27 protein-coding genes are annotated in these 26,269 nt (G+C 66.2%); 15 read left to right on the top strand and 12 right to left on the bottom strand.

What is annotated here, in order from left to right; all coding sequences use genetic code 11:
- Positions 1–205: 205 nt before the first annotated feature.
- The 8 genes from ACRECX_RS01190 (at position 206) to ACRECX_RS01155 (ending at position 7,934) form a co-directional block, all read left to right on the top strand.
- Positions 206–1,693 (top strand): NAD(P)H-hydrate dehydratase, encoded by a 1,488-nt coding sequence (locus ACRECX_RS01190; protein WP_431556976.1) that lies wholly within the window; start codon positions 206–208, stop codon positions 1,691–1,693.
- 102 nt (positions 1,694–1,795) lie between these two features.
- Positions 1,796–3,508 carry a tetratricopeptide repeat protein gene (locus ACRECX_RS01185; protein ID WP_431556975.1) on the top strand — a complete coding sequence of 571 codons (1,713 nt, stop codon included), beginning with the start codon at positions 1,796–1,798 and terminating at the stop codon, positions 3,506–3,508.
- Positions 3,509–3,536: 28 nt separating this feature from the next.
- Positions 3,537–4,265 (top strand): (5-formylfuran-3-yl)methyl phosphate synthase, encoded by a 729-nt coding sequence (locus ACRECX_RS01180; RefSeq protein ID WP_431556974.1) that lies wholly within the window; start codon positions 3,537–3,539, stop codon positions 4,263–4,265.
- A 41-nt stretch (positions 4,266–4,306) separates the two neighbouring features.
- Entirely contained in the window at positions 4,307–4,711 is a 405-nt protein-coding gene (locus ACRECX_RS01175; protein ID WP_431556973.1) for a dihydroneopterin aldolase, read from the top strand.
- Positions 4,712–4,713: 2 nt separating this feature from the next.
- Entirely contained in the window at positions 4,714–5,376 is a 663-nt protein-coding gene (locus tag ACRECX_RS01170) for a hypothetical protein (RefSeq protein ID WP_431556972.1), read from the top strand.
- A gap of 13 nt (positions 5,377–5,389) precedes the next feature.
- Positions 5,390–6,790: a DUF6513 domain-containing protein gene (locus ACRECX_RS01165; protein ID WP_431556971.1), complete on the top strand. Its 1,401-nt coding sequence runs from the start codon at positions 5,390–5,392 to the stop codon at positions 6,788–6,790.
- A gap of 19 nt (positions 6,791–6,809) precedes the next feature.
- Positions 6,810–7,406 carry a DUF447 domain-containing protein gene (locus ACRECX_RS01160; RefSeq protein WP_431556970.1) on the top strand — a complete coding sequence of 199 codons (597 nt, stop codon included), beginning with the start codon at positions 6,810–6,812 and terminating at the stop codon, positions 7,404–7,406.
- Positions 7,407–7,511: 105 nt separating this feature from the next.
- Positions 7,512–7,934: a CBS domain-containing protein gene (locus ACRECX_RS01155; RefSeq protein ID WP_431556969.1), complete on the top strand. Its 423-nt coding sequence runs from the start codon at positions 7,512–7,514 to the stop codon at positions 7,932–7,934.
- A 43-nt stretch (positions 7,935–7,977) separates the two neighbouring features.
- Here ACRECX_RS01155 and ACRECX_RS01150 read toward each other — a convergent pair whose 3' ends face one another.
- From ACRECX_RS01150 to ACRECX_RS01135, 4 genes are all read right to left on the bottom strand, one after another.
- Positions 7,978–8,634, bottom strand: coding sequence for a hypothetical protein (locus tag ACRECX_RS01150; RefSeq protein ID WP_431556968.1), 657 nt, complete (start codon positions 8,632–8,634; stop codon positions 7,978–7,980).
- Positions 8,635–8,765: 131 nt separating this feature from the next.
- The gene (locus ACRECX_RS01145; RefSeq protein WP_431556967.1) at positions 8,766–9,104 is read right to left on the bottom strand and encodes a hypothetical protein; all 339 of its coding nucleotides are present in this window, start codon (positions 9,102–9,104) and stop codon (positions 8,766–8,768) included.
- Between the two features lie 103 nt (positions 9,105–9,207).
- Positions 9,208–10,368, bottom strand: coding sequence for an acyl-CoA desaturase (locus ACRECX_RS01140; RefSeq protein ID WP_431556966.1), 1,161 nt, complete (start codon positions 10,366–10,368; stop codon positions 9,208–9,210).
- 31 nt (positions 10,369–10,399) lie between these two features.
- Positions 10,400–11,437, bottom strand: coding sequence for a hydantoinase/oxoprolinase family protein (locus ACRECX_RS01135; protein WP_431556965.1), 1,038 nt, complete (start codon positions 11,435–11,437; stop codon positions 10,400–10,402).
- Between the two features lie 69 nt (positions 11,438–11,506).
- Here ACRECX_RS01135 and ACRECX_RS01130 point away from each other — a divergent pair, with 69 nt between their 5' ends.
- Positions 11,507–12,271, top strand: coding sequence for a HisA/HisF-related TIM barrel protein (locus tag ACRECX_RS01130; protein ID WP_431556964.1), 765 nt, complete (start codon positions 11,507–11,509; stop codon positions 12,269–12,271).
- Positions 12,272–12,378: 107 nt separating this feature from the next.
- On the opposite strand, the gene fae is transcribed toward ACRECX_RS01130, so the two are convergent.
- The 8 genes from fae to ACRECX_RS01090 form a co-directional block, all read right to left on the bottom strand.
- Positions 12,379–12,888, bottom strand: a complete 510-nt coding sequence (fae, locus tag ACRECX_RS01125) for a formaldehyde-activating enzyme (RefSeq protein WP_431556963.1) — start codon at positions 12,886–12,888, stop codon at positions 12,379–12,381.
- A gap of 221 nt (positions 12,889–13,109) precedes the next feature.
- Positions 13,110–13,958 (bottom strand): triphosphoribosyl-dephospho-CoA synthase, encoded by an 849-nt coding sequence (locus ACRECX_RS01120; RefSeq protein WP_431556962.1) that lies wholly within the window; start codon positions 13,956–13,958, stop codon positions 13,110–13,112.
- Positions 13,955–14,890: a RimK family alpha-L-glutamate ligase gene (locus ACRECX_RS01115; protein WP_431556961.1), complete on the bottom strand. Its 936-nt coding sequence runs from the start codon at positions 14,888–14,890 to the stop codon at positions 13,955–13,957. The genes ACRECX_RS01120 and ACRECX_RS01115 overlap by 4 nt, the downstream gene beginning before the upstream one ends.
- 5 nt (positions 14,891–14,895) lie before the next feature.
- Positions 14,896–15,858 carry a methenyltetrahydromethanopterin cyclohydrolase gene (gene mch, locus ACRECX_RS01110; protein WP_431556960.1) on the bottom strand — a complete coding sequence of 321 codons (963 nt, stop codon included), beginning with the start codon at positions 15,856–15,858 and terminating at the stop codon, positions 14,896–14,898.
- Entirely contained in the window at positions 15,800–17,044 is a 1,245-nt protein-coding gene (locus tag ACRECX_RS01105) for an ATP-grasp domain-containing protein (protein ID WP_431556959.1), read from the bottom strand. The genes mch and ACRECX_RS01105 overlap by 59 nt, the downstream gene beginning before the upstream one ends.
- A complete protein-coding gene (locus ACRECX_RS01100; protein ID WP_431556958.1) occupies positions 17,022–17,918 on the bottom strand; it encodes an NAD(P)-dependent methylenetetrahydromethanopterin dehydrogenase in 897 nt (298 codons plus the stop codon). Before ACRECX_RS01100 ends, ACRECX_RS01105 begins: the two co-directional genes overlap by 23 nt.
- 78 nt (positions 17,919–17,996) lie before the next feature.
- Positions 17,997–18,968: a hypothetical protein gene (locus ACRECX_RS01095; RefSeq protein WP_431556957.1), complete on the bottom strand. Its 972-nt coding sequence runs from the start codon at positions 18,966–18,968 to the stop codon at positions 17,997–17,999.
- A gap of 23 nt (positions 18,969–18,991) precedes the next feature.
- Entirely contained in the window at positions 18,992–19,375 is a 384-nt protein-coding gene (locus tag ACRECX_RS01090) for a nuclear transport factor 2 family protein (RefSeq protein WP_431556956.1), read from the bottom strand.
- Between the two features lie 98 nt (positions 19,376–19,473).
- On the opposite strand from ACRECX_RS01090, the gene ACRECX_RS01085 reads away from it, so the two are divergent.
- The 6 genes from ACRECX_RS01085 to ACRECX_RS01060 all read left to right on the top strand — a co-directional run bounded on the left by ACRECX_RS01085 (position 19,474) and on the right by ACRECX_RS01060 (position 26,255).
- The gene (locus ACRECX_RS01085) at positions 19,474–19,860 is read left to right on the top strand and encodes a 4a-hydroxytetrahydrobiopterin dehydratase (RefSeq protein WP_431556955.1); all 387 of its coding nucleotides are present in this window, start codon (positions 19,474–19,476) and stop codon (positions 19,858–19,860) included.
- A 93-nt stretch (positions 19,861–19,953) separates the two neighbouring features.
- On the top strand, positions 19,954–21,006 hold the full coding sequence (locus ACRECX_RS01080) for a hypothetical protein (RefSeq protein ID WP_431556954.1): 1,053 nt from the start codon (positions 19,954–19,956) through the stop codon (positions 21,004–21,006).
- Positions 21,007–21,027: 21 nt separating this feature from the next.
- Positions 21,028–22,629 (top strand): formylmethanofuran dehydrogenase subunit A, encoded by a 1,602-nt coding sequence (locus ACRECX_RS01075; RefSeq protein ID WP_431557015.1) that lies wholly within the window; start codon positions 21,028–21,030, stop codon positions 22,627–22,629.
- Positions 22,617–23,525: a formylmethanofuran--tetrahydromethanopterin N-formyltransferase gene (gene fhcD, locus ACRECX_RS01070; RefSeq protein ID WP_431556953.1), complete on the top strand. Its 909-nt coding sequence runs from the start codon at positions 22,617–22,619 to the stop codon at positions 23,523–23,525. Before ACRECX_RS01075 ends, fhcD begins: the two co-directional genes overlap by 13 nt.
- The gene (locus ACRECX_RS01065) at positions 23,522–24,325 is read left to right on the top strand and encodes a formylmethanofuran dehydrogenase subunit C (RefSeq protein WP_431556952.1); all 804 of its coding nucleotides are present in this window, start codon (positions 23,522–23,524) and stop codon (positions 24,323–24,325) included. Before fhcD ends, ACRECX_RS01065 begins: the two co-directional genes overlap by 4 nt.
- 100 nt (positions 24,326–24,425) lie before the next feature.
- Positions 24,426–26,255 carry an aminodeoxychorismate synthase component I gene (locus ACRECX_RS01060; protein WP_431556951.1) on the top strand — a complete coding sequence of 610 codons (1,830 nt, stop codon included), beginning with the start codon at positions 24,426–24,428 and terminating at the stop codon, positions 26,253–26,255.
- Positions 26,256–26,269 lie beyond the last annotated feature (14 nt).

Below are 26,269 nucleotides of genomic sequence, written 5' to 3'. Positions count from 1 at the left end.
TCTCTTGGGCGGTACTTTCTTCCGCGATTCCAGAGAGTTGTCTGGGCATCGCGAATTTCACAGGCGAATTTCGGTAAACGACTGCCTAGATTTTGGGCGATATGCGCAAAAATAAGGCGCCAAGTCTACTGCATTGACCGGGTTCTTCGCCGGCTCCGCTGGGTCTACAAACTCGCAGCGAGGGGAACGTGACGGGCGAACGCAAATGCTGGAGCTTCTGACCGCAGAGCAGATGGCCCGCGCCGACCGCCTCGCCATCGAGGGCGGGGTGCCGGGTGTCATCCTCATGGAGAACGCCGGGCGCGGCGTCGCCAACGAGATATCGGCCCGCTTTCCCGATGCGCCGGCCGTCGCCGTCCTGTGTGGTCCTGGCAACAATGGCGGCGACGGCTTCGTGGCCGCGCGCCATCTCATGGAGCGAGGCTACAGGGTGCGGCTCGGCTTCGATGGCGACCCTGCGAAGCTCCCCGCCGATGCGGCCGCCATGGCCGGGCGTTTTGCCGGCCGGATCGAACCGCTCGGGGAGGGGCTTCTCGACGGCGCCGACGTCATCGTCGATGCGCTGTTCGGGGCTGGGCTCGCCCGCCCCATCGAGGGCAAGCTTGCCGCATTGATCGACGCAGCCAACGCTCGCGGCGGGCCCATCGTTGCCGTCGACGTGCCGAGCGGCATCGACGGCACCACTGGCGCGGTCCGCGGCACGGCCATCCGGGCGCTCGCGACCGTGACCTTCTTCCGGCGCAAGCCGGGGCACCTCTTGATGCCGGGGCGGCTCTACTGCGGCGCGGTGAAGGTCATCGACATCGGCATTCCCGACAGCGTTCTGGCCGCGGTCAAGCCGAACACCTTCGCCGACGAGCCGGAGCTATGGCTCCCGCAGTACCCGTGGCCCACCGTGGAGGGGCACAAATATCTGCGTGGCCACGCGGTCGTGGTGTCTGGGCCCGTCTACAGCACCGGCGCGGCGCGGCTCGCTGCGCGCGGCGCCCTGCGCGCAGGGGCGGGGCTCGTCACCGTGGCCTCGCCGCGCGATGCGCTCGCAGTCAACGCCGCGCAACTGACGGCCATCATGGTGCGTGAGGCGGACGATGCGCGCGCGCTTGCGCAGATGCTGGCCGACGAGCGCAAGAACGCCGTGCTGATCGGGCCCAGCCATGGTGTTGGCGAGCAGACCAGGTCCATGGTGCGCGCGGTCCTCGCCGCAAAGCCAAGCGTCGTGCTCGACGCCGACGCACTGACCTCCTTCGCCGGCGACACCGATGCACTCTTTGCCGCCATCGCCCGGCGCCAAAAGCCTGTGGTGCTGACGCCGCACGATGGCGAATTCGCGAGGCTGTTCGGTGATATCGGTGGGGAGTCCAAGGTCGAACGAGCGCGCGGGGCAGCCGCCCGCTCGGGCGCTACCGTGGTGCTCAAGGGTGCGGACACTGTGATCGCCGCGCCTGATGGCGCTGCCGCCATCAACGCCACCTCGAGTCCGTGGCTTGCAACCGCAGGCTCCGGCGACGTCCTCGGCGGCATGGTCTTGGGCCTGCTCGCCCAGGGCATGAGCGGGTTTCTCGCGGCCAGCGCCGCCGTGTGGCTGCATGGCGAGGCGGCCCGAGCCTTCGGTCCTGGGCTGATCGCCGAGGATCTGCCGGAAATGCTGCCGGAGGTACTCGGCAGCCTCGAAATGCCCGGGAATCGCCGCTGACTGCCCGGGGAACCGCCTGGCGACCCTTTGTTGACACACTCCGGACTTATGGGGGACATGAAGGGAAGACGCCGTCCGAGGGAAAGCCGGTCTGTCGCCGCCATGGCATGCTTTCGCGCGAACATCTGCCTGATCCTTGTCCTTGCCGCCCTGGCCACAGGCGCCGCCGGGACGCGCGCCGAGGATCAGGTGCTGCTGCGCGCGCGCGAAGGCGCCGCCGCCATGATCCGCGGGCAGTTCGACCGGGCGGTCGCCTTGTACGACGAGGCCCTGGCGACGCCGGATGTCTCCAATTTCGTCCAGGCGAGCATCTATAGCGATCGGGGCATCGCCAAGTGGCGCATGAAGCAAACCAAGGAGGCGATCGAAGACTTCAACCAATCGATACAGCTCGCCCCCGAAAGCCCCACCGCCTACAACAATCGCGGCAATGTGCTGATGGAACTCGGCCACCCCGAAGAGGCCCTGAAGGACTTCGATCGGGCCATAGCGTTGTCGCCGTCCTATGGCGCCGCCTACATCAACCGCGGCAATGCATATGCCGCGCTCCATCAGTACGAAGCGGCGTTTGAAGCCTTCCGCAAGGCTGCGGAGTTGATGCCGCAAAGCGGCCTGCCGTTCAACGGACGCGGGCGTACCCATACTGAGCTGGAGCGCTATCACGCCGCCGTACGCGACCTCTCCCGCGCCATCAGCCTCGATCAGAGATATGCTGCCGCCTACCGCAACCGCGCCGAGGCCAACTTCGCCATTGCCAACTATGCGGCGGCGGCGGCGGACGCGACGCTAGCGCTCGATCTCGAGCCCGACGTGCCGCAGCCCAATCTTGTCTTGCTGCGCGCGCGCGCCTATGCCGCGGAGAACAAGCTCCGGGAGGCGATTGCCGACTTCGACACCGCTCTCGAACTCAATCCCGACCTGATCGACGCCTATGTGGAGCGCGGCATCCTCTTCGCCAATAACCGCCGCTTCGACGACGCCATCGGCGACTATAACCGCGCCATCGAGATGGATTACAAGAACGCCAGGGCCTATGCCCTCCGCGCGGAGGCAAAGTTGAATTCGGATCAACCCGACGAGGCGCTGCTCGATGTCAATCAGGCGCTTGCGTTGGCGTTGGGTGATCCGCTGGCCTTGCGCATCAGGGCAAGCGTCTACGAGAAGCAAGAGCGCCTGGAGGATGCGATCCTCGATTATCAGAGGGCTCTGGCCAAGGATCCGTTCCAGACCGAGAGCCGGGAGGCTCTGGTTCGCTTGGGTCAGGAAGTCCCTATTGCGACCGGCCAACCGCTGGCGGATCCGGTCGATGGGTGGGTCATCACCGAACCGGCACCCGGACGCTATATCGCCTCCAATCCTGACTATGGATCGCTCCGGGCCGAGCTTGAGATGTTCGGAGCGGGCAAGCCCAGGGTTCTGGAATGGAAGCTGCTGCGCGACGCACTGTCTGGCATTGGGCTGTTGAAATACTACGCCGGCAATATCGGCGAAGGCGGCGACCTCGAATATGTCGCCATCGTCGACACGCGCGCCAACAAGATCGTCTCCATCGAGCCTCATGCTTGGGGCTCGCAAACTGCTCAGTGGAACTGGCAGGCGGTCTCGGTCGTCGTCACCGATCCCGACGGCCACGCCAACGAGGTCACCTTGCGCCAGGTCAGGCAAAGGGCGACGCCGGTCGCCCGCCGGGATGATGGCGGATTCTTTGGCTTAGGGGCCCAGCCGCAGCCGCGCGGCGAGAGCCGCCGTGCGCGCCGCGGAGGCGGTGGTGCCCCCGGCGGTGGCGGCGGCGTTTTCGACTGGCTTTTCCGCTGATGCCGTCTCAGGCCTCCGGGGCACAGTCATGACCCTGTTCCTTGCGAGCGTGCGCAACCGCGCCGAGGCGGAACTCGTGCTCGGCGCCGGGGCCGATATCGTCGACCTCAAGGACCCCGGCCAAGGCGCTCTCGGCGCCGTCGATCGGGCGACCCTCGAAGCGTGCATCGTGGAAATTTCCGCCCGCGCCGCCGTGAGCGCCACGGTGGGCGATCTGCCGATGGAGCCCCACCGCGTCGAGCAGGCCGTTACAGCGACTGCCGCCAGCGGCGTGGACTACGTCAAGCTCGGGGTCTGGCCTGACGGCGATCCGCAGCCCTGTCTCGAGTCGCTACGCGCTGCACAGCTGCGCGCCCGCCTCGTCCTCGTTTTCTTCGCTGACGCCATGCCGTCGTTCGACGCGCTCCGCTTGGCGCGGCGCGCGGGCGCGCATGGCGTCATGCTCGACACCGCCAGCAAGCAGTCTGGCTCGCTGTTGGACCATATGACCATCGGCGATGTTGAGGGCTTCGTGCAGGCCGCTCACCGCGAAGGGCTGATCGCCGGGGTGGCGGGCTCGCTGCGGGCCGCACAGGTGCCGGCGCTTCTCCCGCTTGCGCCGGACCTAATCGGCTTCCGTGGCGCGCTGTGTCATGACGGCCTACGGAACGGTCGCCTAGACCCGATCGCCTGCGGCCGCATCCGGGCCCTGATCCCCGTCGCGGCGCCTTGGCCCGAGCGGCAAATGCCGGAGTCGCAAGCGCCCGCATTGTGCTAGGACGGTCGGCGCCAACAAAGCGCCGCGACAGGACCCGGGTCATGACGGAAAAGCTGGGACGCGTATCCTCCACGCGCGAGACGGGCGAGCCGCTCGACCGCATCTTCGTGCACGACTACGTGCTCGACGTGGAGATCGGCGTCTACACCCACGAGAAGGGCGTCACGCAGCGCGTCCGCTTCTCCGTCGATGTCGACGTGATTCGCGGCTCGGAGGAGCTTGGCGACAATATCGAGCGCGCCTTCGACTACGACACGATCATCGACGGCATCAATTCGATCATCGCCCGCGGCCACATCAATCTGGTGGAAACCCTGGCCGAAGAGATCGCCATGCACTGTCTCGCCCATCCGCGCGCGGCCCGCGTCACCGTGAGCATCGAGAAGCTCGACAAGGATCCGGGCGCCGTCGGCGTCGAGATCGTGCGGAGCAGAACGAGGACCTGACCATGGATGCGCCGGCGCTGCACAGGCGAGCGCACGCGGCCCCAGCGGGCGCCTCGCAAATCGCCGTCGTCAAGCTCGGCGGCAGCGTCATCCGCTCGCCGGAGCTCCCCGCATGGCTCGATGTGATTGCCGCGGCGGGCGCGCCGGTCGTCATCGTGCCGGGGGGAGGGGCGCTTGCCGACGAGGTGCGGAGCTGCCAACGACAGCTCGGCTTTGGCGACGCCGCCGCCCACCGCATGGCGTTGCTCGCCATGGATCAGCTGGCCTGGGCCGTGGCGGGTTTGCGCCCCGGTCTCGAGGTGGGCACAACCGAGGGCGCGCTGCTCGAAGCTATCGATCGCGGTCGGGTCGCGGTATGGGCGCCTTATGTGCTGATATCGAGCCGCACTGATATCGAAGAGACCTGGCGCCTCACCTCCGACAGCCTCGCACTTTGGCTGGCCGGCAAGCTGGGCGCGGCGCGCTGCTACCTCATCAAGTCCATTGCGGGGCAGGGTGCGCCGCTGAGCGCGGCAGAGCTTGCGCGAACCGGCCTCGTGGATGAGGCGTTCCCATCCATGCTCGCCGAGACAGGTGTCTCGGCCGTGTTGTTCGGCCGCGGCGACCAGGAGGCGCTTGCCGCGTGCTTGACGAACGGCGCGCCCGGCGGCGCCCGGATCGAGTAAAGTCGTCCCCGCGATGACCGAAAGCATCTTGTTCCTCACCGGACATCTGGCGCGGCCGCGGCTCGAGGCCGTGCTTCAGGGCATGGACGCCGGCTTCGACTGGAAGGTGCTCGATATCGGCGTCAAGGTCGCCGCCCTGATGACAGAGGACATCATCCTCAGGCGGCTCGAAAATCCGGTCGGTGCCGATAAGATCATGCTGCCTGGCCGCTGCCGCGCCGATCTCGACCGCTTGAGCGCGCGCTACAACGTGCCGGTCCTGCGTGGGCCGGACGAGCTCAAGGACATCCCGACCTATTTCGGCCGCGCGCGGAAGGCCGCCGACATGACAAAATACGACATCCAGATTTTCGCCGAGATCGTCGATGCTTCCGCACTGTCGGTCGCCGCGATCTTGAAACGCGCCGAGGACTACGCGCGCAAGGGTGCCAACGTCATCGACCTCGGCGGCCTCCCCGATACGCCGTTCCCGCATCTTGAGGAGACGGTCGTGGCGCTCAAGGGGAAGGGCTACAAGGTCAGCGTCGACTCCGCCGACCCTGACGAGCTGCTGCGCGGCGGCAAGGCCGGCGCCGACTATCTCCTCAGTCTCAACGAGTCCACGCTCAACATCGCCGAGGAGGTCGCTTCGACGCCGGTGCTGATCCCCAAGGATCACGGCGACTTATCCTCGCTCTACCGCGCCATGGACGTGCTCGACGCCAAGGGCCGGGCTTACCTGGTTGATCCGGTGCTCGACCCCATCAATTTCGGCTTCATGGCCTCGCTCGAGCGCTATGCGCAAGTCCGCCGCGAGCGGCCAAAGGCCGAGATGCTGATGGGCACCGGAAATCTCACCGAGCTCACCGACGCCGATACCACCGGCATCACCGCCGTCCTGCTCGGCATCGCCTCGGAGCTTCACATCCGCAACGTGCTCGTGGTGCAGGTGAGCCCGCACACCCGCCGCACGGTGGAGGAGCACGATCTCGCCCGCCGCATCATGTTCGCGAGCCACGCCGAGCAGGACCTGCCCAAGGATTATGCCGACGGGCTGCTCGCGCTTCATGCGCGGCGGCCGTTTCCCCTCACACCCGAGGAGATCGCCGAGAACGCCGAAGCCGTGCGCGACAAGAACTTCAGGATCGAGATCGCCGAGGACGGCGTCCACATCTACAATCGCGACGGCCACCATCTCAGCCGTGAAATTTTCGACCTCTATCCCAAGCTCGATCTCGGCAGCGACAGCGCCCATGCCTTTTATCTCGGGGCCGAGCTCGCCCGCGCCGAGATCGCCTGGCGGCTCGCCAAGCGTTATGCGCAAGACGAGCCGCTCGATTGGGGCGTGGCCGCCGACGCGCCGGCCGACGACAAGACGCGTCTGAAGGAGGCCGGCCACACTTTGGTCGCCAAGAAGAAGCGCAAGGTGTCGTAATCCCGCTCAAGGCCGCGCCATGCCCATGATCCGCGAATGCATCGTCACCACCCTCAACGGAGAGGGCAGGACGCATATCGCCCCGCTCGGCCTCATTCAGGAGGGCGACGGCTGGATCATCGCGCCATTCCGCCCCTCGGCGACCTTGGACAATCTCCGTATCACGCCGTTCGCGGTGGCCAACTTCACCGACGACGTGCTCGTCTTCGCCGGCTGCCTCACCGGCAACAAGGACTGGCCGCTCAGGTCCGCGACCCATGTCCCCGGCACCGTGCTCGAAGGCGCCTTGGCCCATGCCGAGCTCGAGGTGGCTAGCGTCGAGGAGGACGATCAGCGCCCCCGTTTCCATTGCCGGGTGGTCTACGAGGCGAGCCACGCGCCGTTCAAGGGCTTCAACCGGGCCCAAGCAGCCGTGATCGAGGCGGCGATCCTGGCGAGCCGCCTGCACATGCTGCCGCGCGAGAAGATCGAGCAGGAGCTGGCTTATCTCCAGATTGCCGTGGAGAAGACGGCAGGCCCGCGCGAACACGAGGCCTGGCGGCTCCTCGTCGAGAAGATCGAGGACCACTACAAGCACGCCCCGCCCACGCAACCTGAGGGACCCGAGGGGCCGTGAAGGGCCCTCGTGCCATAGAACCCCATCCGTCGTATAGTTGGGGAACGGGGGGACCTGGCGCTGCATTGATAATGGTGCAGCCAACGCAAACACGGAGGTCCACCCATGAAAGTCAAAAGCGCAATGCATAAGGGCGTCGACTGGGTCGGCCCGGACACGCCTCTCACCGACATCGCCAAGTTGATGCTCCAGCATGACATCGGCGCCATTCCGATCGGCGAGAACGACCAGCTGATCGGCATGGTCACCGACCGCGATATCGTCTGCAAAGGCCTCGCGCGGAACGGCTTCGACGCGCGCCGCGCCACTGCGCGCGAGGTGATGACGCCTGGCATCCATTGCTGCCGCGAGGACGACGACCTCGCCAAGGCGGTGCATCACATGGAGGAGCTGAAAATCCGTCGTCTGCCGGTGATCAACCAGAGCAAGCGGATGGTCGGCATTCTCAGTCTGGGCGACATCAGCCATGCCGCGCCGAGCGACCTGCTGACCGAGTGCGTCAAGAGCGTTTCGGCCCACCACCATTGAGCCGGTGCGACGTAGCGGCAGGTCTGGGGCGATGACCCCCGGATCACGCCGCTGCGGTCGGCGTTTCGGACTCCGGCGGCCGCTCCAGGATGTGAACGATCCGCGGCCGCTCGCCCGGCATGTCCCCCGGCCTGCCGACCCGCTCGGGAATCTGGTGCAGGTGGACGTCTTCGGCCGAATGGCGGCGCAGGATGCCGAGTGCCTTGTTGGCGTGCTCCGCATCGCGCGTTCTGACCCAGAGCAACAATCCGCCGTGTTGCAGATGCTGATCGAGATGCTTGGCGTGCTCGTGGCCGATGCGCCACGCGAGCGCCGCGCCGACAAGGCCGCCCGCGCCGCCGGCAATCGCGGCCGCGGCAATCGCGCCCAGCATCGTTCCGCCGGAGGCGACGACCGCGAGACTGCCGACGATCGCCGGCAGGTAGATGCCGGCGCCGATCACGGCGCCCTCCGCATCGCCGATCGTCTCATCCGGCACATAGCCGATGCGCGGCGCCTCGGGATCGTCCATGAATTCCTTGGTCGATTTGTATGCGCGCCCGAGCTTCGCCGTAATCGTGTCCTCATGCGCGAGCACGTTGATGTCGGCGCTGTCGAAGCCGGCCGACAACAGCTCGTCGATGGCAGTCTGGAACGGAGCAGTGTCGTGGAACACCGCAACCGCTTCTGTCCTGCTGGAACTATAGTCCGCTTCTGGCATGGGAGACCTCCAGTCTGCGGCACTTGCCGCGCGGCCCGCTGACGGGAGGTGAGAGTTTCGGGTCAGGGGCTCTTCGGCACGCCGCCCATGGCCTGAATATAGCACGCTGATCGGATGATTTGAACGCTGGCCTATCTCGGCCCGAGATAGGGCGTGTTGTAGCGCGCGTCGACGCACGCCGTGCCGTTCCAGTAGCGGAACTCGCCGCAGCTCAACGGGCGGATGGGCACGACGATCACCGTGCCGTCGTCCGCCACGATCACCTCCTCATCGACCACGGCGGGCGGCGCGTACGGCAAGTTGCCATAGCGGCGGTAGTAGCGCCGCTGCCAGCCGATGGTCTCGACGGCGCTCGAGGCCGCGAACGAGGATGAAAGAGCCAGCCGCGGCGCCGCATTGGCGGGGCCGGAGCTTGCTCCGATGAGAAGGCCGCCGGCAATCAGGGCGGCGACAGTCACAGCGACACGCATGTCGGAACTCCGTCGGTTGTTTCGCTTGGTCTTATAGCCGAATGGCGCGCCAAGCGTTCGCCCTCAGGCAAGGCACCCTCAACAATTGGTTTCGAACCGCCGCCTAGGACCGGCTCTCGATCGGCGCGGTCAGCCTTGTTCCCACCGAGGCGAGCAGCAGCTCGTAGGCGCGGTCGGCGATCTCTTCCAGCGACCGGGTCTTGGCAAACATCGCCCTGGCCTTCGCCATAAGCTCTTCCCGGCTGGGTATGTGCGGTAGGGGCACGGTCGCCAGCACCTCGGCGGTGCGGTCGTGGGCGCGGCCGAGCCGTTCCCGAAGCGCGGTCAGTTCCGACGCCTGGAGCGCCGAGGCGATCGCGAGCGCGATTCGCTCGGAATTGAAATGTGCGGCGAGCTGTTCGGCCGCCCGGTTGATGACGCTCGGGCCGAGCTGCTGTTCGTTGCGTAGGACCTGTTCCGGCGGCGTCCTCAGGCCCCACACGACGCCCGTCCAGGACAGGGCCTTCAGGAGATAGTAGGTCGGGTCGATCTCCCACCAGCGAAAGCCTTGGCGGACGCTGCTCTGGAACGCGTGGTGATTGTTGTGCCAGCCTTCTCCCATGGTGAAGATCGCGAGCAGCAAGTTGTTGCGCGAATCATCGCCCGTGACGTAGCGCGTGCTGCCGCTCACATGGGCGAGGGAGTTGATGCAGAAGGTGGCGTGATAGACGAGCACCGTGCTCCAGAAGAAGCCGACGAACAGTCCGGACCACCCGGCGGCGAGGAAGCAGAGCACGGCAAGCACGAGCGCCGGCACCTGCTCGTATTTGTGCAGCCACCGCAGCTCGGGATAGCGCATGAGGTCGGCCACCCGCTCCTCGTCGAAACTGTCGTGCCGCCGGGAGAAAATCCACCCCAGGTGACTGTAGATGAAGCCCGTATAACGGGGCGAATGCACGTCTTGCTCGGTGTCGGAATGAAGGTGGTGGTGCCGGTGCTTGGCCGCCCACCACAAGACGCTCTTCTGGGCGCTGCTCTGGGCGAGAACCGCGAGGACGAACTGGAACGCTCTGCTCGTGGAATAGGCGCGGTGCGAGAACAGCCGGTGGTAGCCGGCGCCGATGGCGAAGATGCGCAGCCAATAAAGGCCGATGCAGATCGTCACCGCCTGCCAGGTCACGCCCGACCAGATCGCGCCGAAACAGGCGAGATGAACCAAGACGAAGGGAATCGCCGACGGATAGATGATGTCGTCGTGATCGGTAGTCTCGATGTCTCGGGACACTTGAGCGAATCCTCCCAGTCGTTTCACCGTCCTATGTAGCGCGTTCTGACGAAAAAAACAGCAGGGCCACGGCAACCGCGGGCGCGCAAGCCGCGGCCATTTCGCGCGCCTCGGGCGCGCAATCGATGAGTCCGGCGAAGTCGCGGTAAGGGCGGTCGAGGCGTTTGGCGAGGCTTTGCGCCAGAAACCGCCCGCAGCCGGCGCCGATCACCGGCGCCTCGCGAGGAAGCGCCTCGCGCTCGAACAGCGCGCGGGAGACGCCCTCGATCTGGTCGAGCTGGCGGCGCGCGAAAAAGTGCGCAAGCGCCTTCCAGGCGATCAAGTCCGCTTCTCCTGCGTCCCGCCCCAACATGCGGGCGAGCCGCGCTGCGCTTTCCTCTATGCTCTTTCCGCGCTGATCGGCTGCCGGGTAGGGGTCGGCATCGTCCGGCAGATCGCCGGTCAGGCGGTAGACGTCGGCCATGGTGGCGAAGCGCTCGGCCGCGATGCTTTGCATACGGCCCTTGAAGGGAGCGGCTTGTGCGATTGCCATCACCGGCGTGCGCACCACACCAACATAGATAAGCTCGCCTTCGAAGAGGCGCTGGCCGTCATTGAGCCCTAGCGCCGTCTCCTTGCCGTCCTTCAGCGGGATCAGGTCGGTCGTGGTCGTGCCCACATCCACCAGGAGGCCGTCGCCGCAATGTTTGGCGGCGAGCGCGGCGCTGGCATGCCAATTGGCCGAGGCCACTTCCTGCCAACGCTCAACGGCCTGGTCTGCATCGAGCAGGTCGCTCCTTAAGCCATAGAAACCGGTCTCGGCGCCGGTGGCCTTCCGCATCAAGCCGACAAGGTAGGCAACCCCCTCGGCGCGGTTCTGGAACACGTCGGAGAGTTCCCCTGTCATGGTCACGGCGTGGCGCGCCCCCGGCGGGCAAATCTTGAGCGCTTCCTCCACGGCAAGGTCGAACTTGCTGCGATCCCCCAGCACGGGGCAGGGGATCTGGACGACCTCGAGGACGCGGCCCCCCTCGACCCGCGCCAACTTGAGATTGGCGCCGCCCAAATCCCACCCAAATGAAGCTGCCATTCAGCCCTCAATTTGCCAGGACGATGCTCCACGCCATGATAGGGATAAGCATGGAGGGAGGGCACCGCCATGTCGCTTCACGCCGAAGTACTCGCGACCGAGACCCTTGACGACTTCACGGTCATCCCCGTGATCGACCTGAAAGACGGGTTAGTCGTCCATGCCCGCGCCGGCAAGCGGGCGGAATACCGGCCGATCGCCACGCCTTATGGCCCGCCGCACGATCCCGCGGCCATCGCCCGGGCGCTCCTCGGCATTACCTTCTCGCCCACGCTCTATGTTGCCGATCTCGACGCCATCAGGGGCCGGGGCAACAACTTTGCCATCTGCCGGGAACTCGCCGACGCGTTTCCGGCCACCGCCTTGTGGATCGATGCGGGTTTCTCCGACATCACGGACTGCGCCTTTTGGCTGCCTCTCGGCGCCACCTTGGTCATCGGCAGTGAGAGCCTCGCGAGCCTCGAAGCGTGGCGCGACATCCGCCAAAGCTTCGCCCGCAATCTCGTCCTGTCGCTCGACTTCGATCACACCGGCTTTCGCGGCCCGCCGGCCTTGATGGCCGACCCGAGCCTTTGGCCTGACCGGCTCATCCTCATGGGGCTCGGCCGGGTCGGCACCGAGATCGGCCCTGATCTCACGCGGCTCGCCGCGACCTTGCGCATTGCCCCCGACCGCGAAGTGTACGTCGCCGGCGGCGTGCGCGATCTCAGCGACATTGAGCGTGTGTCGCAAAGCGGCGCGCGCGGCGTGCTTGCCGCCACGGCGCTCCACTCTGGCGCCATTAGCCAGAAAGAAATCGCCGCCCTCTTGCGAGAGCGGCGATTTCGATCCTAGAGACGGAACGCTCCGTTCCGCTAGAAACCTAGCTTCTGCAGCCACCGCCGAATCGGGCCCGGACCGGTTCCTCCGCCGAGTTTGTCCCGACCTGGGGGTTCTCCCTTTCAGCCGGCGGCGAAGGGATGGTGGGCCGAGTCCTTCTTTGCGGTCACCTCGGAGGCCTTGGGCTCGCCCTTGACGGCGTGGGCGATGGCTTCCTTGACGGCACGATAGTTGAAGTCCTGGATCTTCTTGTCGTCCTTGGCTTCCCAATGGATGAACACGCCGACCGTAATGTAAAGGTCGTCGGCCTCGTTGGCGGGGATCACACCCTCGGCTACGGAGTCGGCCACGGCCTTGGCCACGGCATACTGCGCAGGACCGAACATCTGGACGGCCTGACGCGCATCCTTGATCGTGACCTTGTTGTAGAGGATCGTCGGCGGCTTGCAGAGAAGGTTCGGCGCGACCACCGCAAGCAGCGTGGTGAAGCCATCCTTGTTGTTGGTCAGTGCATTGCAGAACGCCGTCTCGACGGCGCTACCGCGTGGGCCAAGCAACAAGTCAACGTGTGCAACTTCGTTACCGTCGCCGACGAGCGACTCGCCGACACAAACACCAGTGATTTTGGCCATGAGCCAACCCCTCCCTATACTGAGACGTGGTCAACAAAACGAAACGGCGCCGCCGGCCCATAGCCCGGCGACAAGCCGACGAAAGTGCTTTGGGTGAATGCTCCTCCGTCCGCAACTCCTGGTCAGAGCTCCGCGGGGGTGAACATAAGCCGGGGCCGGAAGGATCGGCAAGTCGATTATTGGCCGCCGCAGACGATTGGATTTGTTCCTTATCTGAGCATTTACGGCGCTTGCAGTGCCGCTGCGAACAAAGTCGCAACGGTGAGATCGGCGGAAGTGCCGGGATTCAGGCCCCGGTCTTTCAACGACCGGTCGAACGCGGCAAGCGGCGCCGCCATTTGCTCCGGCGCGCTGCACTGCGAAAGTCCAGCTTCGATCGGCCGCGCTTCGTCGCGCACGTCGCCGGCGGCTTTCCCGCCGAATTTGCGTTCGATCAGGCTGTCGGGGATGTGGGCGAGGAACCCGAGATAGACGTAAGTTGCCGTCCACGGCACGGGACCCCAGCGTTTAGTAGCACCTTCCAGCCATTTCAGGCCGAGATCGAAGATATCGACGAAGCCATGAGTGTAGTTCCAGGCGATGCGGTCGCGCGTCTCGGCCGCGCGCATCGCCTCGATCAGGCTGATGTCGGGCTCGTTGGCGACGTCGTGCGCGGGCGCCTCACCCAGCCCGCCCGGGGCGGCGATCCTGATGGCGCGATAGGCGGCGCGCGCATCCTCGACGCTCAAGCCCTTGAGGACCACGGTGAGCCGGTCGCGCAGATCGCCGGCGCCAGGGGCCAGCGCCGCCTGCGCAAGTGGAGCTGAGAGCAGGATGATGCCGAGATTGGTGTTCTGTCCCACGGCGTCCTTTGTCGCCGCGACTGCCCCCTCGATGCGTTCGCCCACCGAGAGGCCAGTTGCGCCGATCGATGCCGCTGCCGCTGCCGCGCTCGCCTCGAAATCGGCGACATGCATGCGGTGACCGTCGCCGTAGCGGTGCACGTTGCCGGGCTTCAGCGCCTCGAGTTCGGCAAGGCAAGCGTCATGGAAGCGCCGCGCCACTGCCTCGGGCGTGAGGGGCCCGGTCAAGCTTCCTCTTGGTCTTTGCGCCGGGCAGGGGGCAGAGCCGCATCGAGAAACGCATCGACCACATGGTCCGAGATGCGAATACGGCTCACCCGTTGCAGTCCGTTCCAGGCCGGCATGGAGTTCACTTCAAGCACGAGAAAGCGGCCATCTTGCGCCTTGACGATATCGACCCCGGCGTAGTCGGCGCCGACGCACGCCGCCGCGCGCAACGCGAGGTTGCAAAGCTCCTGGCTGGCGATGGCCGCCTTGGCGCGCGCGCCCTGCTTGATGTTGGTGATCCAACTCGCGCCATGGCGGATCATGGCGGCGACGACGCGGCCCGCGCACACCAACAACCGCCAATCCTGATGATGCGCCTGGGCCGGCGGCACGAACTCTTGCAGATAGTAGACGCCGTTCACCTCCTCGGGAGGCGACAGGTCGCCGAGCGATGAGATCAGCCGCAATCCTTTGCCTTGCGCGCCGAACAGCGGCTTCTGCACGAGCTTATGACCCTCACCGAGCAGGGCGTCCGTAATCTCCTCAGCCTCGCTGCGGTTGACATTAGCGAAAGTCCGCGGCGTCGGCAGGCCCTCCTTCTGCATGAGAAACGTGGTGGTGGACTTGTCGACGCAGCGCTCGATGGCGCGGGCGTCGTTCCACACCGTGACGCCAAGCTCGCGTAAGGCATGCAGCACGCCGAGATAGAGTGTCACCTGCTCGAAGCTGCCTCCCGGCACGAAGCGCACGAAGGCGCCCTCGGGGCGATGGTCGCCCAGACCGGGAATGGCGAGCCCCGTCGCCCTCTCGGTGGAGAAGCCGCATGTCGTGAGCGGGACGACGAGCGGCCTGATGCCCCGCCGCTTGAACGCTTTGACCAGGCTGCGCCCATGCCAATCCCTACCATCACCGAACAGCACGATGGCGGGATCAGGCGGACCCTCTGGTTGCATGGAGGTTAGCCGAAAGAGCGAGAGAGAATGGCGGTGTCGATGTGGCCGCTTTCGAAGCTCTCACCGCTCTTGAGCGCCGTCACCGTCACCCTGGCCGGGCTGAACAGCATGGGATCGATGGCATAGAAGTCGCCCTTTACCGCGGCGAACAGCTCGGCGAAGGGCTTGCCGTAGTCTTTCGACTTGAGGCTCGGCAGCTCGTCGGCGAGCTTCTTCGCCGCCCTGGCATCGCCCGTGACGTAGAGCTGGGCGCGGCCGCCATAGATGATGGCGTCGTTGGTGCGGCCCATCGCCTCGACGAAGCCGGGCGTCGGCGGCGGCAGCGGCGCGGTGGCGATGCCGTCGACGATGTGCTTGAGGGGGAAGTGCAGCTCGTGCGCCTTGTGCAGGGCCACCTCGAGGCACCGCGCGGCGATCTGCACCGTGCCGGCGAGGCTCGATGTCGGCGCATAGAGGATGGTCAGGCGCTCCGGCGGCAGCTTGCACGCCTTGGCGACGTGCTCGACGAGCGCGCGCGGCGGCGCCTTGTCCGCCTCGATGACAAGCGCCGCGCTCGACGCCTCGTCCCGGTAGCCGAGTTCTTCGAACAGCTTCTCCGAAGAGCCCATGGCGCGAGCCGGGCCGGAGCCGAGCACGTTGAATTTCTTGCCATTGTCGTCGACGGAGAGGCTCCAGCCGGCATATTGCGAGCCGAGGCAGGCGATCACCGGCTGGCTCGTGTGGACCGTGACCATGAACGGCCACGTGGCCTCGGTGTTGGTCGTCTCGATCGTCACCTTGCCAAGGCCGCCTAGGCAGACCTCCGCCAGCTGGCGTCCCGCCTCGAGACCGCCCACCGCCTTCACGCCGCAATCGATGAGCGTCTCACCCAGCGACCCTTGCGTCACGCCAATGCGCAGCGCGTCCGCATCATCGATGAGGGCGCGGACGAGCGGTTCCACCTTGGCGTTGACGCTCGGGAGTTCCATTCGGCGTGTTGGGCTCTCTTTTGTCCTTTTGTCCACGGTGCTTCCCCTGCTCAGCTTTTTGAATCTTGGCCAGGACGATCGATTTTCTGGTCTCGACGAGACGCTTGGCGCGTCCTTTCGTTCCTGCGCGGGCCAGTACAGTGCATATCGGACGCTGTTTGTCGATCCGCTCGCCGGGCTTAGGTATGTCAGCCGCCCAGTCGGGCCAAGTCATGTTGCGCGGCACAATGACGCTCCGCGGCGCATAGACGATGGCCGCTGCTGCGGCCCCCTTGAGCTTCAGCCCCGTTCGCGGGAGCTTGCCGTCGAGAACGGCGTCAAGATGAAGGTCGAGCAACGGTTTTGCCGCGCCTGCGAAGACATCGAGTGTGGCACCGGGTCGCGGGTTGACCTCCAGGAGGAGGGCCTCGTTCCCCTTGAGCACGAAGTCCGCCGAGGCGAGGCCCTTGATGCCAAAGGCGCGGGTAGCCAGGGCGACCGCCCTCGCCATCGCCGCCTCGGTGCTCTCGGGCAGGGACGCAGGCCGCACCGCACCGCCGTAGCGCCACAAACGCCGCGGCGCCGGCGCGGTCCACTGCTCGCTGAACCCGAGCACGACCGAGCGACGCCCATTCGCGAGAAATAACGCCGAGACCGCGCGTCCCTCGACCAGCGCCTGGTAGTAGGCGTTGACGGCATCTCTCTGCAGGCGGCTCGGCACCACGTGGCTGCCGCCGGCACCTCCTCTTCGCTTGGCGACCCAGCCCGCCCCGTTCACCGGTCGCGCGGTCATCGTGGGGGGATAGGCGATGCCGAGCCGGTCCAACGTTCCGAAGAAGCTCTCCGGCGATTTGATGCGCGCGACCGTCGCCGCGTCATTGCCGAGGAGCGGCCAGCGCTTCGCGATACGGGCGAGGAACTTGGGCCTGTCCTCGAAGCCCGACCCATAGACCACGCCGAGGAGAGGCGAGGGCGCCGCCTTGGTCAAAGCCTGAAGCGCCCGGGCGACGGCCGGCCATTGCATGCCGCGCCCGATGTCGCCCGGCAGCTTGCGGCAAGCATGGGCAATTGCTTGCGTGTCCGTGTCGGCGAAGAAATCGGCGACCAGCGGCCGCAAGCCGGCATCTACTGCGGCGCGGGCCAGCGCCCGTCCCGAGATCGCGGCGATCAGGACCGAGCCGCCGCTACGACGCGAGCTTCTGGGCAAGAGCGTAGGCGTCACGGAAGTCGAGATAGACCGGCTTATCGGCCTCGATCATCTTGCGGAAGAGACCGGTCTCGGTCTTGTACTTGACGTTGCCGATGGCGAGCGCGCCGATCCCCACCGCGCCCGTTCCTTCGATCGGTTTGCCGTTGTCGTTGACGCCGACCCCCTCGATGCCGGACGGCGGCACGGCGTTCACGTCTGCCGCCACCTCCAGATGCTTGGCCGGCTCGAGCTGGGCGCGGGTGAGCAGCCTGCGTCCCGCCGGCCCCGCCGCGAAGATGATGTCGGCCTCGCGTGCAAGCGCCGCCTTCTGCTCTTCGGTCGAGCCGTCGGCAAAGTCGAGATTGACCTCGAACCGTGCATTCGCTTCCATCGTCAGCCGGTGCACACGCTCGGGCCCGTCATAGCCGACGAGAACCGCCTTGGCGCCGTCCATGGTGGCGATCACGGCGGAGGCGAAGGCGACCACGCCGGTGCCGCCGAACACGATGACCTTCTTGTCCTTGAGGTCGGTCTTGAACTTGTCGTGAAGCGCCTTCTTGGCGCAGGCGACCATGGCCGCCGCCGTGGTGAACGAGCCGGCCGGGTCGGCGAACACCGAGATCTCGAACGGAGGCACCATCGCCTTCCTGGCGCGGTCCATCATGTCGAGCGCCTCGATGGCCCGCTTGCCGCCGATGAACATGCCGGTGCGCTTGGTGCCGTCGGGGCTGCGCGAGAAGATCGCGTCCTGCACGAGACCGTACACGTCCTCGATGGTCACGTTGGTATAGGGGATGGCGTGGTCGTAACCGGCGTCGAGCGCCATGTTCACGTCGAACGGGCTCATATGTTTGAGGGGCGTGATCATATGCAGAATGCGTGGCAGGGCCATCGCTTACGTCTCCCAGTCTGTCTTTGGCTCGCGCAAAGCGGTTGGCTCGAATCTCCCCGCTTTAGCACATTCGCTTGCTCAGTCTAATTCGATCCTGGCGCCCTCGTTGCGCCCCTGGGCAAGCTCGAAATGCAGGGCCGTCCCGGCCATGCGCCGGCGCGCCGCGGCAAGCAAGGCGTCGCCAGCCTCGATCGATTCGGCGAAGGCGAAGCCCGTCGGTCCCCATGAGCTTTGGCCAAGCCCGGTGACGCCTTCGCCGCGCAGAAAAGCGAGAGCGTCGGCTACGCGATCACTTGTGTAAGGGCCGCCCTGGAGCGGCGCGAAATAGTCGCCCATGCACTCCTGCAAATGCCCAACCTCGGCGCAAAACCTAACGAAGTTGCCTTCGGAGAGCGCGGGAAGCGCGCGGTGCATGATTCGCTCGCGGAGTGCGGCCGTCTCGCCCTCGGAAAAATCGGGCAGCGCTTCGAAGGCCGCCGTCTCGTTGGCGCCGGCGAGCCCCTGGGCGCGCGCGTCGAAGATGAGAAGCACGCGCCAGGCTTCGGGGAAGGGCGCGCGGGCGGTGAGTTCCGGCAGCGATCTGCCTGTCGGGCCGCTGTCGAGCACGGCGCCGCCCGCCTCGAACGTGGCGATGCCGATCCCAGAGCGCACGCCGCGTCCGAGCCGGGACGCGATCTCGCGGGGAGATAGGTCTAGTCCTTCGGCCGCGGCCAAGGCGGAACCCACGGCGAGCGCAAGCTGTGTGCCGGAGCCGAGTCCCGCATGCGGCGGGATCGCCTCGTCGATGCGAATGCGATAGCCGCGCGTCACGCCGCAACTCTCGGCCATGGCGCGCAGATAGCGCAGCGCCGGTTCGCGCTCAGGCCCGCCCGCCTCGAACGTGGGGGCAGGTTGGAGGACGAGCCGCGTGGATGGGCGGTCGAGCGCCAGCCCGAAGCTGCCGAAGGGACGCGCGCTGCGGCCGCTCGGATCGAGGAACCCGAAATGCAGCCGTGCCGTCGTGGCAACCGCGACGGACTGGGAGACTAACTTTGGATTGGAATGAGCCAAATCGGATGCCGCACCCATTGACGTCAGAACATGCCGTTCGCATTCGCCGACGTCTCCGGCGCGATTTGCAGCACGTCCCAGTGCTCCACGATCTTTCCCGCGTCGTCCAACCGGAAGATGTCGATGCCGATCCAGTCCTTGTCACCCGGCCATTCCTGAAAGCAATGCAGCGCGACATAGTTCCCCTCGGCGATTACCCGTTTGAAGTGGACGCGCTTGCCGGGATAGCGGCGGTCCATCTCCTCGAAATAGTCGATGAACCCCTGCTTGCCGTCCTTCACGCCTGGATTGTGCTGGATGTACTCGGCTCCGGCATAAAGCGCCATCGCCTCGCGCGGGCGCGACTGGTTGAAAGCCATGTCATAAAAGGCCAAGACGGCCCGTTTATTGCGCTCCAGATCGGTCATGCCGGCTCGCCTGAAAGGCCTCCATTGATCGGCTCGAAGCCTCTGCTATGCTCTTGGTCTAGCGGGAAAGCGGCCCACTTTTTCAAAAGACGGCTTCGATGGCAACGAAAGAGCGGACCTATACCGACGCCGAGGTCGAGGAGCGGCTGAAGAAGGAACTGCCGCACTGGTACCTCGAAGGCGGTTGGATCAGGCGCAAATACAAGACCAACAGCTGGAAGGGCACGCTGATGGTCATCAATGCCGTGGGCCATCTCTCCGAGGCGGCCTGGCACCACCCCGACATCACCGCGTCCTATGCGTGGGTCGAGGTGCGGCTGATGAATCACGCCGCCAAAGGCATTACCGACAAAGACTTCGCGCTCGCCAAGAAGATCGAAGAGGTGGTGCATTGGCAGCCGGGCCAGGAAGGCGGGGCGCTCGAAGGCACGCCCGCCGAGGACATGCGCTTCGCCTATATCAAATACGACAAGCCCAAAGCTTGAACTTCCCTCCGCGCTTGCGGCCCCAACAATCACCTGATTAATTGTGCGCCGCTAAGAACGCCTGAGTACAAGGGCGAAGGGGAGGAGGCCTTAGTGGAGAGCGCGCTCCGACGCGCGGCGGACTTGCTGGGCCGCGCCAGACTTCCCGTCTTCGGCGGACTTCTCACCGACATTGCCGGTGCGGCGGCGGCTCTCGCGCTTGCCGAGAAGCTCGGCGGCGTCATCGATCATGCCTATGGCGAGAGCCTGTCGCGCATGGCGCAGATTATGCGCGAACGGGGCGCGTCGTCGGCGAGCTTCGGCGAGGTGCGCAATCGCGCCGATGTCGTCATCGTGGCAGGCACCGGACCGCTCGAACGCGACCCAGGCCTCATCGACAAGTTGTTTCCGGAAGGCGAGGGGCTGCCGCGTCCCGGCGACAATAAGCGCGCGCTGATTGTGCTCGGCGGTGCGCCATTCCGTGCGCCACGTCACATCCAAATGACCGTCATCGAGCACGACCTGCCGGCCCTCATGGCGCGGCTTGGCGCCGCGGTCGGCGGGCGCCCAACAGGTGACGATGCGCTTGGCCGCGACCTGGCCCGTGTCGCGGCGCGCCTGCGCGCGGCGGCCTTCGCCGTCTTCGTTTATTCAGCCGAAGACCTCGACGAGCCGGCCCTCTTCACCATTCTCGACACGGTCCGCGACTTGAGCGCCACCACGCGCGCGGCGACGTTGGCGCTGGCGACGCCAGGCAACGGGGACGGAGTGAATCTGTGCTCGACCTGGACCTGCGGCCTGCCGGTGCGCACGAGCTTCGCCGGGCCGGTCCCGGAGCATGACACGCGGCGGTTCGACGCGCGACGCCTGATCGAGAGCGGCGAGGCCGATGCGCTGGTGTGGATCGATGCGCTGGAAGGCGAGGGGGCCGTGCCGCCCAAGGGTGTGCCGACCATCGTGCTGTCTTCGAAACCGGCGCGGGCAGCCAAGCACGATGTCGTCATCGACGTGGCTTGTGCCGGCCGCGACCACGACGCGGCGCTTTACCTCCAGCCGATCTCCGGGATTGGCATGGTGAAGGCGGTCAAGCCGGACGATGCCAGACTGAGGGTCGCGGCGGTGCTGTCGCGCCTCGCCGAGATGATCCCTCAGCGGGAGGCCGCCTGATGCTCGTTCGCTGGCAGGGTCATCGACCCAGCGCATGACCGCGATACGGTGGGCGACATCTTTATCGAGGACGGCCGCATCGTCGCGGCGAATGGCCGCGAGCCCGGCGAGACCTACGATGTCACCGGCAAGATCGTCATGGCCGGCGCCATCGACGTGCATTCCCACATCGCCGGCTCCAACGTTACCCTCGGCCGCCGGCTGATGCCCGAGTTGCCAGCGCTCGCGGCGCAAGGCGGGCAACCGATTCTCGCCTCGCCCGCCGCCTGGGGCGCCTATGCCACCGGCATCCGCTATGCCGAGATGGGCTACACCACGGTCATCGAACCGGCGATGATCCCGACCCACGCCGTCGAGGCGCAGATCGAGCTCGCCATGATCCCCATCATCGATGTCGGCGCGCTCGCCATTCTTGGAAACGACGACTTCACCCTCGAGCTGTTGCGCGATGGCCGCGGCGGCGACGAGCTCAAGGACTACGTCGCCTGGACGCTTGAGCATTCGAAGGCACTCGGCCTCAAGATCATCAATGCCGGCGGCTCGGAGGCCTTCAAGTTCAACGCCCGCACGTTCGGGCTCGACGACGAGGTGCCGGCCTACGGCGTCACCTCGCGCTCAATCGTCGAGGCGCTGCAACGCGCGGTAGCCGATCTCGGCGTGCCGCATCCGCCGCATGTCCACTGCAATAATCTCGGCCTCGCCGGCAACGTGGAGACCGCGGTCGCCACCATCGAAGCGACACAAGGCCTGCCCATCCACTTCGCCCACATCCAGTTCTACGGCTACGCCAAGGACGGCGAGCGTGGTTTCTCCTCCGGCGCGGCCCGGCTGATGGAGGCGGTCAACGCCCACCACAACGCCACCGTCGACGTCGGCCAGGTCATGTTCGGCCAGACAGTGACCATCTCCGGCGATATCCTGCGCCAGTTCGACGCCCGTGGCGCGGCGAGCCCAAAGAAATGGGCGATCGACCAGGGCGACGGCAACGGCACGGGCGTCGTGCCGTACCGCTACCGCGCCGACAGCTTCGTCAATGCGCTGCAATGGGCGATCGGGCTCGAGATCTTCCTCATGGCCGGGGACCCATGGCGCGTCCTGTTCTCCACCGACCATCCCAACGGCGCGCTGTTCGTGCGCTATCCCGAGATCTTCCACCTACTCATGGACGTCGGCGAGCGCGACCGCTGGCTCGATGGCCTGCCCGCGGAGGTGCGGCAATATTCTGCGCTTGCCGAGATTCGCCGCGAGTTCAGCCTATCGGAGCTCGCCGTCATCACCCGCGCCGCGCCCGCCCGGCTCCTGGGCCTCGCCGACCGCGGCCATTTAGGCCCTGGCGCCATCGCCGATATCGCGGTTTATACCGAGCAGAAGAACAAGACCGCCATGTTTGCTGGGGCCGATCTCGTGTTCAAATCCGGAGAGCTCGTGGTGCGCGACGGCAAAGTCGTGCGCGTCACTCAGGGCCGCTGCCATCATGTGGCGCCCGGCTACGATTCACAGATTGAGCGGCGCGTGAAAGCCTTCTATGACCGCTATTACGGTGCCGATCCGTCCTGGTTCGGTGTTTCCACCGCCACCGTCAACCGTCCCGACCGCTTCGTCCCCGTGCCATGCCAGAACTGAAAGTCAAAGGCGTCACCATCATCGAGACCTTTGCCGAGGCCTTTCCCATGGTCGGCACGCGGATCATCATCACCGCGCCGACCATGGAATGGGCCGAGATCTCTGCGCGCACCATGACCGGCTTCGCCACCTCGGTGATCGCTTGCGGCGCCGAGGCCGGCATCGAGCGCAGGCTCGGCCGCAACGAGACCTTGGATGGGCGCCCAGGCGTCGCCGTTCTGCTCTTCACCATGGATGCCAACAAGCTCCAGACGCAGCTCAGGAACAGGGTCGGCCAGTGCGTGCTGACGAGCCCTGGGTCGGCCTGCTTCGCCGGGCTCGAAGGCGAGAAGAAGCTGAAGCTCGGCGCCTCGCTCCGCTTCTTCGGCGATGGCTGGCAGGTGTCGAAGCTGATCGGCGGCCGGCGCTTCTGGCGCATTCCTGTCATGGACGGCGAGTTCGTCTGCGAGGCGACCACCGGCCTCACCAAGAAGGCCGTGGGCGGCGGCAACCTGCTGGTGCTGGGCAAGTCTCATGCATCGGTGCTTGCCGCCTGCACACGCGCGGTCAAAGCCATCGCCGAGGTGCCCGACGTGATCACCCCGTTCCCGGGCGGCATCGTGCGCTCCGGCTCCAAGGTCGGCTCCAAATACAAGGGGCAGATCGCCTCCACCAACGACGCCTATTGCCCGAGCCTCAAGGGCGCGGTGAAGACGGAGCTGCCGCTCAGCGTCGAGGCGGTGATGGAGATCGTCATCGACGGCCTCACCTTCGACGCCGTTCACGAGGCGATGCATGTGGGCATCCACGCCATCGCCAGGGGCGGGGCCAAGGAGGGCGTGACCCACATCACCGCCGGCAATTACGGTGGCAATCTTGGTCCCCATCACTTCCACCTCAAGGAGATCGTCGGGTGAGCGCGCTGACCTTTGAGCTTAAGGCGAAGCCCAACCAGCGGCTCGATCTGTCGCCGCTCGTGCCCGAGCGGTTGGCGGGCATGAGCGTGAAGGACATCGCCAAGCTCGCCATCGGCACGACGCGCGAGACGCTCACCGTGGGCGACGCGTTCAAGGTCAAGGGCAAGAATGCGGAGTCGATCCGCTTCGTCCGCACCGATGCGCGCTGCGACAGGATCGGCGCCGGGCTCAAAGGCGGCGAGATCGTCGTCGAGGGGAATGCGGGCGCCTATCTCGGCGCCGGTATGAAGAAGGGCAAGATCGCGGTGACGGGAAGCGCGGGCGTGCTCGCCGGGGCGAGTATGTCGGGTGGCCATATCGCCATTGGCCGGGACGCGGGCGAGCGGGCCGGCGGTGTGCTCACCGGCGACACCCTTGGCATGAAGGGCGGCTTCCTCACCATCGGCGGCAATGCCGGCGCGCTTGTCGGCGAGCGCATGCGCCGCGGGCTTTTGGTCGTGTCGGGCAGGGCAGGGGATTATGCCGGAGGCCGCATGATCGCCGGCACCATCGTCTTGAAGCGCGGCGCCGGCCGCTATGCCGGCTATGGGCTCCGCCGTGGCAGCCTCATCTTCATGGAGAAGCCGAAGGATCTACTGCCCACCTTCAACGATTGCGGCGTGCTCGAGTTCGACTATCTACGTCTGCTGGAGAAGTGGCTGAAGGGCACCGGCATGCGCATCAGCCTCGGCGCCAAGGCCCGTCGGCTGATCGGCGACATGGCCGTGCTCGGCAAAGGCGAGATTCTGGTCCTCGCCTGACAAGCCAAAGTGGGCCCACGCCCGCGGCATCGATGTTCACGCTCGACAACGCCATATCCGCTATGCTTGACCCAATCGATTTCGCGCACGGCGTATGTTGATGACCGCTTACCCCTATGTGCTTCTCGATGACAGCCTGACCCCTGGCGGCAGAAGCCTGCTCTACGCCGGGCCACTTGAGGTCATCGTGGCGAGCGAGCCGTCGGAAGTCGATGTGGCGCTCGAGCGCGTGTCCAACGGGCTCGCGCGCGGGCTACACGCCACAGGCTTCTTCTCCTACGAGCTCGGCTATTGCCTCGAGCCTAAGCTCAAAGACCTGCTTCCCGCTCCGCGCCGCGTGCCGCTGTTGTGGATCGGGCTGTTCGGAAAGCCGCTCCCCTTCAATGACGAGGAGACCAGGGGCTGGCTCGACACCCATGGCGGGGCCGAGCGCGCCAAGATCTCCAACCTCCGGCTCTCCTGGACGCGCGAGCAATACGCCTCCGCCTTCGCCGCCGTGAAGAACTTCATCGCCGCCGGCGACGTCTATCAGATCAATCTCACCCAGAAATTCCACTTCGACTTCGAGGGCGATCCCGCAGCGCTCTACGCCGCGCTCCGCCGCAAGCAGCGCGTGGCCTATGGCGCGCTCATCGCCACGCCGGGCCTCCACGTCCTGTCGCTGTCGCCGGAGCTCTTCTTCCGCCGCGAGGGCCAGCACATGTCGGCGCGGCCGATGAAGGGCACCGCGCCCCGCGGCCGCACGCCGCGCGAGGATGCGCGCCTCAAGACCTGGCTCGCCATGGACGAGAAGCAGCGCGCCGAGAATCTGATGATCGTCGATCTGTTGCGCAACGATCTCGGCCGCGTGGCGCGCATCGGCTCCGTCGAGGTCACCGATTTGTTCACCGTGGAGACCTACCGCTCGGTGCATCAGATGACCTCCGGCATCACCGCCGAGCTCCGCTCCGACATGGGCCTCAAGGACATGCTCCATGCGCTGTTCCCGTGCGGCTCGGTGACCGGCGCGCCGAAGGTCCGCGCCATGGAGATCATCCGCGAGCTCGAAGGCGCGCCGCGCGGCATCTATACCGGCGCCATCGGCCACATCGCGCCGTCAGGCGACTGCCAGTTCAACGTCGCCATTCGCACCGTCGTGCTCGACGGGGAGGGCGGCGAGTTGGGCATCGGCGGCGGCATCGTCGCCGACTCCAAGGAGGAGTCGGAATACGAGGAGTGCCTGCTCAAGGCGCACTTCCTCACCAAGGTCGATACGCCCTTCGAGCTGATCGAGACCTTGCGCTACGAGAAGGGAAAAGGCTTCAACCTCCTGGAGCGGCATCTCGCCAGGCTCCACGCCTCCGCCCACCATTTCGGCTACCCCTACGCGCGCGAGGCGGTGCTTGCCGCGCTCGACGCGGAGGCAGCCCGCGTCACCTCGCCGGTAGCCCTTGTGCGGCTCCTCCTCGCCGAGGACGGTTCCATCACCGTCACCTCGACGGAGATCACCTTGCCCACCAAGGATACGGTCTGGCGCTTCGTCATCTCCGACCAGCGCATCGACGAGAAGGATCCCTTCTTCTACCACAAGACCACGCGCCGCCAGTTCTACGAGCGCGAGATGGAGCGGCAGAAGGCGGCGACCGGCTGCGACGAGGTGGTGTTCCTCAACCACAAGGGGGAGCTGACCGAAGGCACGCGCACAACACTGTTCGTCGAACAGGACGGGCGGCTGTTTACGCCCGCGCTTGCCTGCGGCCTGTTGCCTGGCACCTTGCGTGAGGAGCTGCTCGATCTGCCGCGTGCGGCGGCGAGCGAGGCGGTGCTGACACCCGCCGATCTCGCCCGCGCCGACCGCATCTATCTCGGCAACTCCGTGCGCGGACTGGTCCGCGCCGAGCTGATGCAGCCGGCGGACGCGGACGCGCGAGAGCCCGCCCACGCCGGCTGACAATCATCCTTAGA

It is taken from the genome of Methyloceanibacter sp. (genome assembly GCF_050726195.1).
Lineage (GTDB): Bacteria > Pseudomonadota > Alphaproteobacteria > Rhizobiales > Methyloligellaceae > Methyloceanibacter.
The sequence above is the reverse complement of the archived record's forward strand: the minus strand, read 5'-3'. Positions and strand labels throughout refer to the sequence as shown.